The organism is Devosia sp. Soil_C_22, assembly GCF_057657195.1.
This window is the reverse complement of record NZ_JBDGIY010000001.1, coordinates 2,392,662-2,405,680: the sequence shown is the minus strand read 5'-3', so window position 1 is coordinate 2,405,680 and position 13,019 is coordinate 2,392,662. Positions and strand designations below refer to the sequence as shown.

The window sequence follows — 13,019 nt, the reverse complement described above, 5'->3', positions numbered from 1 at the left end:
GGCCGGGAATGCAGCAGGGTTTCAGTCATGACTTCGGCAGGCGCGCAGGCGCAGGATGGCGTGCGCGCCGTCATCGAACAGATCAATTCCGACCTCGAGCGCTATGGCGCGCGCAACAAGCAGGTGGCGACGCAGACGCGTCTCCTGGCGCTGAATGCGGTTATCGAGGCAGCGCGAGCAGGGGAGGCCGGGCGGAGCTTTGCCGTCGTTGCACACGAAGTGCAGCGGCTCGCCGAACAGCAGGCCGAGACGGCCGCCAGCTTCCAGCGCGAAGTGCAGGCGCGGATCGGCGAGAGCCGCAGCCTAGTCGGCACGCTCGAGGCGGTCCGGCTCACCGATATGGCGCAATCGCTGGTGCAACTGATCGTGCGTAACCTTTATGAGCGGACGGCAGACGTGCGCTGGTGGGCCACCGATGCGGCGCTGTGGCAGGCGCTGGCGGAGCCGACGCCGGAGGCCATTGCGCATGCCGGCGCGCGGTTGCAGGTGATCCATCGCTATTACTCGGTTTATTCCGATCTCGTGCTGGTGGATGCCGCGGGGCGGGCGGTGACCAATGCCAACCCCGTCTTCTCGGCCAAGGTGACGGCGCTCGACTACGAGACGGCGGTGTGGTTCCGCGAGGCGATCGGGCTTCAGAGCGGCGATGAGTATGTCGCCGACGACGTGCGCCAGAGCCGCTCGCAATCGGGCCGGCAGGTGCTGATCTACGGCACGGCGGTGCGCGCCGGCGGCGCCACGCACGGGCAGACGCTGGGGGCGCTCGGGGTCTATTTCGACTGGGAGCAGCAGGGCACCAACCTCGTCACCGACGATATCGCCATGGCGCCCGGCGAGAAGGAGCGCACCACCGTGATGCTGCTCGACGGCAAGAACCGGGTGATCGCGACGACCGAGAAGGCTCGGCTGTTCCAGCCGTTCCGCCTCGCCTCCGACGAAAAGCGCGGCAGCTATGTCGATGCGGACGGAGCGCTCGTCGCCTTCGCCCGTACCCATGGCTACCAGGAATATGACGGCATGGGCTGGACCGGCGTGGTGATCCAGCGGCCGCTGTGATCCTCCCCTGCGCAGCGGGGGAGGGGGACCGCCGAAGGCGGTGGAGGGGGGGACGGGAAGTGCCGGCGTGTGTGGCCGCCCCCTCCACCAGCTTCGCTGGTCCCCCTCCCCCGTAAACGGGGGAGGATCAAGAGCGGCAGCGCTCACCCATTCCTGAACGCGTATCCGTAGCCGTTCAGCGCAGGGGCGCCGCCGAGGTGGGCGTAGAGCACCTTGCTGCCCTTGGGGAAGTAGCCCTTGCCGACGAGGTCGATCAGGCCCTGCATGGATTTGCCCTCGTAGACCGGGTCGGTGATCATGCCTTCGAGCCGGCCGACGAGGCGGATCGCTTCCTTGGTTTCCTCGGAGGGCACGCCGTAGACGGGGTAGGCGTAGTCCTCGATCAGCACGATGTCGTCGCCAGTGATGTCGCGGCCGAGTTCCACCACCCTCGCCGTGTCCTGCGCGATCTGCAGCACTTGGGCGCGGGTCTGGGCCGGCGTGAATGACGCGTCGATGCCGATGACCTTGTCGGCGCGGCCGTCGGCGGCAAAGCCGACCGCCATGCCGGCATGGGTGGAGCCGGTGACGGTGCAGACGACGACATAGTCGAACTTTACGCCGAGCTCGGCTTCCTGCGCCCGTACTTCCTCGGCAAAGCCGACATAGCCCAGGCCGCCAAACTTGTGTACCGAGGCGCCGGCCGGGATCGGGTAGGGCTTGCCGCCCGTCGCCTCGACCTCCGCGATGGCGTTCTTCCAGCTGTCGCGGATGCCGATATCGAAACCGTCATCGACCAGCCGCACGTCGGCGCCCATGATGCGGCTCAGCATGATGTTGCCGACCCGATCGTAGACCGCATCCTCATGCGGTACCCAGGCCTCCTGCACCAGCCGGCATTTGAAGCCGATCTTGGCTGCGACGGCCGCGACCATGCGCGTGTGGTTGGACTGCACGCCGCCGATCGACACCAGCGTATCGGCGCCCGAAGCGATGGCATCGGGGATGATATATTCGAGCTTCCTGAGTTTGTTGCCGCCGAAGGCGAGGCCGGAATTGCAATCGTCGCGCTTGGCATAGATCTCGACGTCGCCACCCAGGTGCTCGGTGAGGCGCGACAGCTTTTCGATCGGGGTCGGGCCGAAGGTGAGCGGATAGCGCGGAAATTTTGCGAGATTCATGTGCAAGGCCTCGAGATAGGGTCCGCCGAAGTTAGCAAGGCGTGGGCGAAAGGTGCTTCCCAAGTTGAGGCATAGGCTGGGTCCGTGCTACGGCGTCAGGGCGTATTCGGCGTACATCTCTCCACAGGGCGTCCATCCATGAAAGAAACTTCCGCGGCGGAGCTCGATCGCATCGACGTCAAAATGCTGCGCGCCCTGCAGCGCGACGGGCGGATCAGCAATGCCGATTTGGCCGAGGAGGTCGGGGTCAGCGCTGCGACCTGCCATCGGCGGACGCAGCGCCTGTTCGAGGCGGGCTATCTCACCGGGGTGCGCGGGCTGGTCGATCCGCAGCAGCTGGAGCTCGGCGCGCTGGTGCTGGTCGGCGTGGTGCTGGATCGCTCGACGCCGGAGAGCTTTGCCACCTTCGAGGCGGCGGTCACCAGGCTGAAGTTCGTCATCGACTGTCACCTCGTCGCCGGCGACTTCGACTATTTCCTCAAGATCCGCGTCCGCGACATGGCCCATTTCAACCGGCTGCACGGCACGCAGCTGATCGCGCTGCCGGGTGTACGCCAGACAAGGACGTTCTTCGTGATGAAGGAAGTGGCCGACAACCGGCCACTGGAGTTTTGAGGCTGCGAAGGGGCAGGGCAGGTTGTTGCCTTATCCACCAGCTGTCATCCCTGCGAAAGCAAGGATCCATCGCGCCGCAAGCGCGGGCTGTGAGTTGGACCCCTGCTTTCGCAGGGGTGACAACCGGTGGGGTAGGTGGAGTCAGAGGCCAGACCTCAACCCACCGGATACGCCACATAAGCGAACCGCCGGCTGTCGGGGGCCCAGGAATTAACGTTGATCGTGCCCTGGCCGCCGAAGAAGCTGACGAGGTCGCGCTCGCCGCTGCCATCGGGCCGCATGAAGCGCAGGATCACGTCCTTGTCGGGCGGATGGCCGAGCGTGCCCTCGGGATAGCTCAGGTAGACGATCGACGCGCCGTCCGGCGACACGTGCGGGAACCAGTTGACGCGGGCGTCGAAGGTCAGTTGCTCGATGCCGGTGCCGTCGAGGCGCATGCGGAAGCACTGGGCGTGGCCTGGCTGGGCCGCCGCGCGCTCGCCGCTGAAATAGATCCACTGCCCGTCGGGAGAGTATTCCGGCCCGTCATTGGGGTAGGCGACATCGGACAGCCGCGTATCCGGCCCGCCGGCTGCAGGGATGGTGAAGATGTTCACCTGCCGGCCGCTGCCGCGATTTTCGACCGCGACGTAGCTCAGCGTCGCGCCGTCGGGCGAGATGCCGTGCAGGTAGTAGTGATGCGGGTGGTCGTGCGTGTTGGAGACGCGCCGCGGCGAGCCGCCGGTGACGGGCAGGGCATAGAGATGGCCGTCGTCGGAGCTAACATAGACCGTCCGGCCGTCGGGCGAGAGCACGTGGTCGTTGTTGATGTCGCGCAGGTGTCCCGTGTCGATCTTTTCGGGCGAGGCCGAACCATCGGCGGGGATGCGCCACAGCTCGCCCCCGGCATTGAAGATCAGCGCGGCGCCATCGGGCGTCCAGTTCGGCGCCTCGATCACCTCCTCAGCGGTGAAAATCACTTCGGTGTTGCCGCCCAGATCGGCGATGGTCAGTTCGGCGCGCTGGCCCGGCTGCAGGCTGCGGCCACGGCGGGTGAAATCTGGCTTGGTCATGTGGCGAGGAACCGTTGGCGGGCCGGAGAGGTTGTGCGAAACCGTTCGCGTGGGCGAGCCGGCAGGTCAAGGTCCCTCGTGCGTCCCTTTCCGCATTGTTCAGGTCGTTTCGTGCCGTACCCTTCGGCTATCACTGGCCTGAGCACGGAGTATCGCCCTTGAGTCTGCCGCAGCTGACCGCCCTCGCCATTGTCGCGCTGATGATGGCGGCATTTCTCTGGGGCAGGGTGCGCTATGACCTCGTCGCCGCCTGTGCGCTGCTGCTGGCGGTGATCCTCGGCGTGGTACCGGCCGCAGAGGCGTTTTCCGGCTTTTCCGACGACATCGTCATTATCGTCGGCAGCGCGCTGGTGGTCAGCGCCGCGGTATCGCGCTCGGGCGTGGTCGACGCGGTGATCGCGCGGGTGGCGCCCAATGTCACGGCGCCCTGGGTGCAACTGCTGATCCTCGTCACCGTGCTTGCGGCGATCTCCGGCTTCGTCAAGAATATCGGGGCGCTCGCCATCATGCTGCCGGTGGCGTTCCAGATGGCGCAGCGCTCGAAAGTCTCGCCGTCCATGTTCCTGATGCCGATGTCGTTCGCGGCGCTGCTGGGCGGGCTCGTCACGCAGATCGGCACCTCGCCCAACATCATCGTTTCCCGCATGCGCGAGGACCTGACCGGTGAGAGTTTCGGCATGTTCGATTTCGCACCGCTGGGCATCGCACTGTCCGTGGTGGGCGTGATCTTCCTTGCCGCCTTCTATTGGCTGGTGCCGCAGCGCAAGCGCGACAGCCTGTCGGTGAAGGATGCGATCGAGATCAAGAACTACACTACCGAGGCCGCGGTGGTCGAAGGCTCGGCCGTGCTCGACGAGACCGTAGCAGCGCTGCACAAGCTGGGCGGCGATCGCGCCATGGTCACCGCCATCGTTTCGGGCAAGGGGGGCCGGCGTACGCCGCTGCCCGATGCGGTGCTGCGGCTGGGCGACCGGTTGATCCTCGAGGGCGAGCCAGACGCACTCAATCAGCTCGTGTCGCAGGGCGGGCTGGCGCTCTCCGACCGCTCCGACACACCGGGCGTCGACCTCGTCGTCACCGAGGCCATTGTCGGCCCGAACTCGCCTCTGATCGGTCGCTCGGCGCGCGACTATGCGCTTTACGAGCGGACCGGCATCGACCTCGTCGCAGTGTCCCGGCGCGAAAGCCGGTTCACCGATCGCATCGGTACGATCCGGCTCGAGCCGGGCGACGTGATCCTGCTGCGCGGCACCCGGCCGCGTCTGGCCGAGCAGTTGCGCGACCTCGACGCGCTGCCGCTGGCCGACCGCGACCTGCAGCTTGGTGGCAGCCGCAACCGCTTCCTGCCGCTTTTCATTCTCGCCGGCGCGATCATCGCGACCGGCCTCGGCTGGCTGCCGGTGGCAGTCGCTTTCTTCGCCGCGGCGGTACTGATCGTCCTCACTGGAGCGCTGCCCTCACAGGATCTCTACCGGCGGCTCGACGGACCGATCCTCGTCATGCTCGGCGCGCTCATCCCGGTCAGCGACTCGCTGCGTACCACCGGCGCTACCGACATTATGGCGTCGTGGCTGTCGCAGGTTGCTGCCGGCCTACCGCCCTATGGCGCGCTGGCGCTGATCCTCGTCGCGGCGATGGCGGTGACGCCCTTCCTCAACAATGCGGCGGCCGTGCTGGTGATGGCGCCGATCGCTGCAACCTTCGCCACCGATCTCGGCCTTCGGCCCGAAGCCTTCCTGATGGCCGTGGCCATCGGGGCCGGGTGCGACTTCCTCACCCCGATCGGGCACCAGTGCAACACGCTGGTGATGGGGCCCGGCGGCTACAAATTCGGTGACTACTGGCGGCTGGGGCTGCCGCTTTCCATTCTCGTGGTGCTGGTGGCCGTGCCGCTGCTGCAGATCGTCTGGCCGCTGACCTAGCGGTGGTTGCCCCGCCGCGCGGCTTCCCCTACATACGGCGCACGAAATTCAGCACACAGTTTTGGGACCCGTACGCTTCATGGCGCGTCAGTTCATCTACCACATGCACGGCCTCAACAAGGCCTACTCCAACGGCAAGAAGGTCCTGGATAACATCCACCTGAGCTTCTACCCGGATGCCAAGATCGGCGTGCTCGGCCCCAACGGCTCGGGCAAGTCGACGCTGTTGCGCATCATGGCCGGCATCGACACCGACTATACCGGCGAAGGCTGGGTGGCCGAGGGCGCCAAGGTGGGGTACCTGGCGCAGGAGCCGCAGCTCGATCCGCAGCTCGATGTCAAGGGCAACGTGATGACGGGCGTCAAGGAGAAGAAGGACATCGTCGACCGCTACAACGAGTTGATGATGAACTATTCCGACGAGACTGCCGACGAGGCGACCAAGCTCCAGGACATCATCGACAGCCAGAACCTGTGGGATCTCGACAGCCAGGTCGAAGTCGCCATGGAGGCGCTGGGCTGCCCGCCGGGCGACGCGTCGGTCGAGAACCTGTCGGGCGGCGAGAAGCGCCGCGTGGCGCTTTGCGCCCTGCTCCTCAGCCAGCCCGACCTGCTGCTGCTGGACGAGCCGACCAACCATCTCGACGCCGAGACTACGGCGTGGCTCGAAAACCACCTGCGCGAATTCCCCGGCGCGGTGCTGATCATCACCCACGACCGCTACTTCCTCGACAATGTCACCGGCTGGATTCTCGAGCTCGATCGCGGCCGCGGCATTCCCTACGAGGGCAATTACTCGGCCTATCTCGGCGCCAAGGCCAAGCGCTTCGCGCAGGAGCAGTCGGAAGACGCGGCGCGCGCAAAAGTGCTGGAGCGCGAAAAGGAATGGATGGGCCAGAGCCCGCAGGCGCGCATGGCCAAGTCCAAGGCGCGTATCCGCGCCTATGACGAACTGGTGAAGGTCAACGAGGCCCGCACCATGTCGAACACGGCACAGATCATCATCCCGCCGGGCGAGCGGCTAGGCCAGAACGTCATCAGCCTCGAGGGCGTCACCAAGTCGTACGGCGATCGCGTGCTGATCGACAACCTGACCTTCAAGCTGCCGCCGGGCGGCATCGTCGGCATTATCGGCCCGAACGGGGTCGGCAAGTCGACGCTGTTCCGCATGATCACCGGGCAGGAGAAGCCGGACTCGGGCGCCATCACCATCGCCGACAACGTCAACCTCGGTTATGTCGACCAGAGCCGCGACACGCTCGCGCCGAACAAGACGGTGTGGGAAGAGATCTCGGGCGGCAACGACATCCTGATGCTGGGCAAGCGCGAAATGAACTCGCGCGCCTACACCTCGGCCTTCAACTTCAAGGGTTCCGACCAGCAGCAGAAGGTCGGCAACCTCTCAGGCGGCCAGCGCAACCGCGTGCACCTCGCCAAGATGCTGAAATCGGGCGCCAACGTCCTCCTGCTCGACGAGCCCACCAACGATCTCGACACCGAAACCCTCGCCGCGCTCGAAGAGGCGCTGGAGGAATTCGCCGGCTGCGCCGTGATCATCAGCCACGACCGCATGTTCCTCGATCGTCTGGCGACCCACATGCTGGCCTACGAAGGCGACAGCCACTTCGAGTGGTTCGAAGGCAACTTCCAGGACTACGAACAGGACAAGATCCGCCGCCTCGGCGCAGACAGCGTGAACAACCACAAGGTGACGTATAAGAAGCTGACGCGGTAACGCGTCCAGACCCCTTTCAAACGGTCCGTGTGGCTTCTCGCCCGCGGACCGTTTTTGTTTATCGGCTCGCCGAATGGCTAGATGTCACGGCCCTTCTTACCTGCCAAAAGAAGCGGCGCGAGGAGGCACCGATGAACATCCTGAAGCATGAGAACCCGGCCGCGGCCATCACCACCGCGGCCGACGAAGCCATTTTCACCGCCGCGCGTGAGACCGCCGATCCGGTGCTCCCGCCCGAGGCTTCGACCTCAACGGCGCTCACCTGGCGCCGCCACACCGGCACCACCGTGTACCCGGGCGTGTCGCGCGACTACGCCGTGCACGTTCCGGCCAATCTCGATCCCACCACCCCGGCGTCGCTGCTCGTCTTCCAGGATGGCCGCTTCTACACCGACGACAAGTTCCGTGCGCCCGCCGTGCTCGATGCGCTGATCGCGGCCGGCGCCATCCCGCCGACCGTTGCGGTATTCGTGCAGCCGGGCGATCTGCCGGGCAATCCGGAGCAGAGCCGCGGAAACCGGTCGGTCGAGTACGATACGCTCGGGCCGGCCTATGTGACCTTCCTGCTCGAGGAACTGCTGCCCGAGGCGCTGGCGGGGCTCAACATCTCGAACGACCCGGCGCAGCGCGCCATCTGCGGCATGAGCTCGGGTGGTATCTGTGCGTTCAATGCCGCGTGGGAGCGGCCCGAAGCGTTCGGCAAGGTGATCAGCCATTGCGGCAGCTTCACCAATATCCGGGGCGGGCATGTCTATCCGTCGAGGGTGCGGGCGGCCGAGCCCAAGCCGCTGCAGCTGTTCCTGCAGAGCGGCGTCGACGATCTCGACCGGCCAGCCGGCAACTGGGCCGCGGCCAATTTCGACATGGCCACGGCGCTGGCGTTCAAGGGCTATGACTACCGCTTCGAGTTCGGGCTGGGCGCACACGACCTGCGGCACGGCGCGGCGGTGTTCGCGGCAACGCTCCGGTGGCTCTGGCGCTGAACAGTCCCGTGAACGTCATTGGCGCCGGGTAGGCGTGGACGCGACGGCCGGCTGCCGTTATCGAAGGGGCCGCAACCGTCGCGAGAGAGCGCCATGGCCGACTGGTCCCCGTCCCAATACCTGAAATTCGAGGACGAGCGCACGCGCCCCTCGCATGACCTCCTCGCCCGCGTGCCGCTGACGGCGCCCCAGCGGGTGGTCGACATGGGCTGCGGGCCGGGCAATTCCACCGAGCTTCTGGTGGAGCGCTTCCCGGAGGCCGAGGTCACCGGGCTCGACAACTCGCCCAACATGCTGGTCGAGGCGCGCAAACGTCTGCCGGGCGCGCGCTTTGCCGATGCCGATGCCAGTACATGGGTGCCGGAGCCGGGCACCGACCTCGTCTTCGCCAACGCCATCTACCAGTGGGTGCCGGATCATCTGGCGCAGCTGCCGCGCGTGGTCGAAGCGCTGCCCGAAGGCGGAGTGCTGGCCGTGCAGATGCCGGACAACATGGCCGAACCCAGCCACGTCCTGATGCGCCAGACTGCCGCCGAGGGCCCGTGGGCCGAGCGGCTGCGCGGCGCCGCCCGCCTGCCGCTACCGCCGGTGCGCACCTATTACGACGCCTTCCGTCCGGTGGCGCGCCACATCGATATCTGGCACATCGCCTACAACCACGTGCTGGATGGCCCCGAGGCCATCGTCGAGTGGGTGAAGGGCACGGGGCTGCGCCCGTTCATCGACCCGCTGGCGCCCGCCGAGCGCGAGGATTTCCTCACCCGCTATCTCGAGCACATCGCCGAAGCCTATCCGCCCACCACGGACGGCAAGGTGCTGCTGCGTTTCCCGCGGCTGTTCATGGTTATCGGGCGTTAGGGTGCGGTGTTGATCTCGACGATGTTGCGATCGGGATCGAGCACGTAGAGCTGGGCAAAGCCGGCTGGTCCGGTGCGCTTGACCAGCAGGCGGCGTGGGTCGCCATCGGGAGCGTGCTCGCTGAAGCCATGATCGGCGAGGAGGGCAACGACACCCTCGAAATCGTCGGTGGTCATGGCGAAGTGTCCGTCATTATTGTCGACGGTGTCGCTGCGGCGGAAGGTTTCGCCATCATGCACCACGAGGTGGAGTTGCCGGTCGCCGCAGGCCAGCCACGCACCGCGCACCGGAAAATCAGGTCGCAGCAACGGGTTCAGGCCGAGGATATCTCGGTAGAATCCGAGGGCGCGATCGAGGTCGCGAACGATGATCGAAACATGGTGCAGGCGTAGGCTGGGCAAGGCTGCCTCCTGTCGTCTTGGGTAAGCGTAGCGCGCCGGGCGGGATTGCGATAGCGCACGGCGCGCCGATTGCCGGGGCCTAGCCCGCGCCGGCTGCCGATGGTAAGCCGCGCTTTTCCAGTGCAGCCGGAGTCTTGGCCATGTCCGCCCCGTTCGAAATCAACTTTGATGGCGCCGTGATCCGAGGCGAGGCGGATGGGTTCGGCATTCCGGTCGTGTTCCTGCATTCCGGCGTTACCGACCGGCGCATGTGGGCCGAGCAGATGGCCGAGCTCGCGGCGGAGGGCTACCACGTCGTCAGCTATGACCGGCGCGGATACGGGCAGACCGAAACGCAGAATGTGCCGTTCAGCCATCTCATCGATCTCGAAGCGGTGCTCGACCAGCTCAGCATCCACGCGGCGATCTTCGTGGGCTCATCGATGGGCGGCGGGCTCGCCATCGACTTCGCGCTGGAGCATCCCGAGCGGACCATCGCGCTGGCGTTGATCGGCACCGCTATCAGCGGCGGCGAGGATGCGGAGGTTCCCGAGGAGGCGGCCGATCTCGAGGATGCCTACGAGTACGCCATCGATCGCGGCAATTTCGACAGCGCCAACAAGATTCTCGCGCATCTGTGGCTCGACGGACCGCTGAGCGAGGCCGGGCGCGTTTCGGGTCCAGTGCGCGAGCTGTTTCTCGCCATGGATGCGATCCAGCTCAACCATCCGAAGCTGACGCAGGAAGAAGAGCCGGAGTCGGCCATCGATGCGGTCGGCAACATCATCGCGCCCACTCTGCTGGTGGTGGGCGAGCTCGATTTCCCCGACATCGTCGACCGCCACGAGGATCTGAGCGAGGAAATGGAGAACGCCTTCGCCGTGGTGCTCGAAGACACGGCGCATTTCCCCAGCCTCGAGCGCCCCGACCTGTTCAACCCGATCCTGCTCGAATTTCTCGAGGCGGTGACGGGGCAGGGCGAGGACGACGAGGATAGCTACGAGGCCTAAGCCGCAACGCGTCCGAAGGCGCGGCGGAATGCCGTCGGGCTGACGCCGGTCTTGCCGCGGAAGTGGTGGCGCAGGGTTTCCTGCGTCCTGAAGCCCACGGCTTCGGCGATGGCGTCGAGGCCGAGCGTGGTGGTTTCGAGCAGTTCCTTGGTGCGCTCGACGCGTTCGGCGATCAGCCAGTTGAGCGGGCTGAGGCCCGTGGCATCGTTGAAGTGTCGAATCAAGCTGCGCTCGGAAAGCCTTGCGCCGGCTGCCATCCGGGCAATCGTCCAATCCTCGTCGAGACGCTCGCGCAGGATGTCGAGCAGCGGGCCGACCTGCCCGCGGCGCTCGCGTGCGACGGGGCGCGCGACATATTGCGCCTGGCCGCCTTCGCGGTGGGACGGCAGCACCAGCCGGCGGGCGACAGTGTTGGCGATCTCGGCGCCGAAATCCTGGCGGACGATGTGAAGGCAGAGGTCGATGCCGGCGGCGGAACCCGCGGCGGTCAGCACGTTGCCGTCATCGACATAGAGGATGTCGGGCTCGACCGTGATGGTCGGGAATTCGGCGCGCAGGCTATCAGCATAGCGCCAGTGCGTCGTGGCGCGGCGGCCATCAAGCAGGCCGGCGCGGGCGGGGACGAACACACCGGAGCAGAGCGTGGCGATGCGGGCGCCGCGGGCGCTGACCCGGCGCAGGGCGTCGCCGAGCACATCGGGGATCGGTTGTTTCGCCCCGCGCCAGCCGGGGACAACGATCAGGCCGGCATCCTCGAGCCGGCTCAGGTCGTGCGCGGTGTCGATCATGATGCCGCCCGTCGAGCGATAGGGGCCGGGCTCGATGCCGACGATTTCATAACTGTACCAGTCGAGATGCGAAAATTCCGGCCGTGGCAGGCCGAAGACTTCGACGGCGATGCCGAACTCGAACATGCAGAGCTGGTCGTAGGCGAGGATGGCGACGTGGCGGTTTTTCATGATGGCGGGATATTACCGCATATTGGCATTCCGGCCACTCACCGATCCCGCCATTCTCCGGCAGCATCCGGCCATGCAAGCCATGGAGGCACAGATGCAAAGCAACGTGACGCTGTTTCCCGCCGCATCCTCAGCTGAGGCGCGGCTCCATTTTGCGGCCCGGCTGGGCTTTGAGACCGACTGTTGGGACGTGCACGAGGCGCTGAGCCGCGGCGCGCAGGATTTCGTGCTGCTCGATGTCCGCGGGCCTGCGCTCTATGCCGCCGGCCATGTGCCGGGCGCGATCAACCTGCCGCATGGCAAGATCACCGGCCGCAAGATGGCCGAGTGGCCGCAGGCGACGCTGTTCGTGGTCTATTGTGCCGGCCCGCACTGCAACGGCGCCAACAAGGGGGCGCTGCGGCTCGCCGAACTCGGCCGGCCGGTCAAGGAAATGATCGGAGGCGTGACTGGCTGGCTCGACGAGGGGTTTTCGCTGGCGACCGGCGAGGCGCCTGGCAGCATCGCGCCGGAACTGGCGGCGGCGGAGTAGGGTGCCAGATGCACACTGGCCCATGATTGCATGCTGACCGACCCACAAACACGGCGTCATCCCGGCGCAGGCCGGGATCCATCCTGAGATGTTTCTGCTCTCAGCGGAGGTGGAGAACCTCAGGATGGGCCCCGGCCTTCGCCGGGGTGACCCTGTGAGTGGGACTGCTGTCCGTGGTTCGCGCGATGCGCCGCCGCTTGGGTGATGGTCCGGCGCTAGAGCGCCAGGATATCCGCGAAGTGCTGTTCGAGCTTGGGCGTCGGGATGTTGGTCAGATCCTTGGGCAGCTCGGCGATTATGGCCGACTTCAACTCCTTGCTGAGCGCCGGGCGGATATCGCCCAGCGCCGTCGGGGCGGCGGCGATGATCAGCTGGTCGAAGGCCTTTTCCTGGTGCTTGCGCTCCAGCTCTTCGGCCACGCGCTCGACGAAGCGGCGCTCGCGCACGGCCACCGGATCGGAGGAATATTCCATGGCGCTGCGGCCATCCGAGCCCGAGGAATAGCTGCGGCCCGGCTTGTCGGCCATGATCTCGCCCGCCTTCAGCGGCTCCTGCTCGAACATCAGGTCGTCGACAGCCGTAAAGCCCTCGCGCGGACGATGCTCGAACACCTTCGCGGTGGCGCCGTCGGCGATGAGGATCCAGGTGACCTTGGCTTTCATGGCACGCTCCATTTTGCTGATGACCCAAGCCTAACGCTGGACGTGGGGATTGGTTTGATCTCCATCAAGGCGACTGCTGACTGCCATCGCAAAGT

Annotated in this window: 13 protein-coding genes; 8 read left to right on the top strand and 5 right to left on the bottom strand. The window is 66.2% G+C overall.

Annotated elements, in window-relative coordinates:
- Positions 1–27 precede the first annotated feature (27 nt).
- The gene (locus AC3A6I_RS11675) at positions 28–1,056 is read left to right on the top strand and encodes a methyl-accepting chemotaxis protein (protein WP_487543873.1); all 1,029 of its coding nucleotides are present in this window, start codon (positions 28–30) and stop codon (positions 1,054–1,056) included.
- Positions 1,057–1,199: 143 nt separating this feature from the next.
- Here the strand turns inward: AC3A6I_RS11675 and AC3A6I_RS11670 are convergent, their stop codons facing one another.
- On the bottom strand, positions 1,200–2,216 hold the full coding sequence (locus AC3A6I_RS11670) for a 1-aminocyclopropane-1-carboxylate deaminase (protein WP_487543872.1): 1,017 nt from the start codon (positions 2,214–2,216) through the stop codon (positions 1,200–1,202).
- A gap of 138 nt (positions 2,217–2,354) precedes the next feature.
- Here AC3A6I_RS11670 and AC3A6I_RS11665 point away from each other — a divergent pair, with 138 nt between their 5' ends.
- Entirely contained in the window at positions 2,355–2,831 is a 477-nt protein-coding gene (locus AC3A6I_RS11665; protein ID WP_487543870.1) for an Lrp/AsnC family transcriptional regulator, read from the top strand.
- Between the two features lie 155 nt (positions 2,832–2,986).
- Here AC3A6I_RS11665 and AC3A6I_RS11660 read toward each other — a convergent pair whose 3' ends face one another.
- The gene (locus tag AC3A6I_RS11660) at positions 2,987–3,883 is read right to left on the bottom strand and encodes a TolB family protein (protein WP_487543869.1); all 897 of its coding nucleotides are present in this window, start codon (positions 3,881–3,883) and stop codon (positions 2,987–2,989) included.
- Between the two features lie 158 nt (positions 3,884–4,041).
- On the opposite strand from AC3A6I_RS11660, the gene AC3A6I_RS11655 reads away from it, so the two are divergent.
- The 4 genes from AC3A6I_RS11655 to tam all read left to right on the top strand — a co-directional run bounded on the left by AC3A6I_RS11655 (position 4,042) and on the right by tam (position 9,381).
- The gene (locus tag AC3A6I_RS11655) at positions 4,042–5,805 is read left to right on the top strand and encodes an SLC13 family permease (RefSeq protein ID WP_487543868.1); all 1,764 of its coding nucleotides are present in this window, start codon (positions 4,042–4,044) and stop codon (positions 5,803–5,805) included.
- A 79-nt stretch (positions 5,806–5,884) separates the two neighbouring features.
- Positions 5,885–7,540, top strand: a complete 1,656-nt coding sequence (ettA, locus tag AC3A6I_RS11650) for an energy-dependent translational throttle protein EttA (RefSeq protein ID WP_487543867.1) — start codon at positions 5,885–5,887, stop codon at positions 7,538–7,540.
- Positions 7,541–7,671: 131 nt separating this feature from the next.
- Positions 7,672–8,523: an alpha/beta hydrolase gene (locus AC3A6I_RS11645; RefSeq protein WP_487543866.1), complete on the top strand. Its 852-nt coding sequence runs from the start codon at positions 7,672–7,674 to the stop codon at positions 8,521–8,523.
- Between the two features lie 93 nt (positions 8,524–8,616).
- Positions 8,617–9,381 carry a trans-aconitate 2-methyltransferase gene (gene tam / locus AC3A6I_RS11640; protein ID WP_487543864.1) on the top strand — a complete coding sequence of 255 codons (765 nt, stop codon included), beginning with the start codon at positions 8,617–8,619 and terminating at the stop codon, positions 9,379–9,381.
- On the opposite strand, the gene AC3A6I_RS11635 is transcribed toward tam, so the two are convergent.
- Positions 9,378–9,782: a VOC family protein gene (locus AC3A6I_RS11635; RefSeq protein WP_487543863.1), complete on the bottom strand. Its 405-nt coding sequence runs from the start codon at positions 9,780–9,782 to the stop codon at positions 9,378–9,380. The genes tam and AC3A6I_RS11635 overlap by 4 nt on opposite strands.
- Before the next feature lie 140 nt (positions 9,783–9,922).
- On the opposite strand from AC3A6I_RS11635, the gene AC3A6I_RS11630 reads away from it, so the two are divergent.
- Entirely contained in the window at positions 9,923–10,771 is an 849-nt protein-coding gene (locus AC3A6I_RS11630) for an alpha/beta fold hydrolase (protein WP_487543862.1), read from the top strand.
- On the opposite strand, the gene ftrA is transcribed toward AC3A6I_RS11630, so the two are convergent.
- Positions 10,768–11,730 carry a transcriptional regulator FtrA gene (ftrA, locus tag AC3A6I_RS11625; protein WP_487543861.1) on the bottom strand — a complete coding sequence of 321 codons (963 nt, stop codon included), beginning with the start codon at positions 11,728–11,730 and terminating at the stop codon, positions 10,768–10,770. The genes AC3A6I_RS11630 and ftrA overlap by 4 nt on opposite strands.
- Positions 11,731–11,824: 94 nt before the next feature.
- Here ftrA and AC3A6I_RS11620 point away from each other — a divergent pair, with 94 nt between their 5' ends.
- On the top strand, positions 11,825–12,262 hold the full coding sequence (locus tag AC3A6I_RS11620; RefSeq protein ID WP_487543860.1) for a rhodanese-like domain-containing protein: 438 nt from the start codon (positions 11,825–11,827) through the stop codon (positions 12,260–12,262).
- 215 nt (positions 12,263–12,477) lie between these two features.
- On the opposite strand, the gene AC3A6I_RS11615 is transcribed toward AC3A6I_RS11620, so the two are convergent.
- Positions 12,478–12,924, bottom strand: coding sequence for a host attachment protein (locus AC3A6I_RS11615; protein WP_487543859.1), 447 nt, complete (start codon positions 12,922–12,924; stop codon positions 12,478–12,480).
- Positions 12,925–13,019 lie beyond the last annotated feature (95 nt).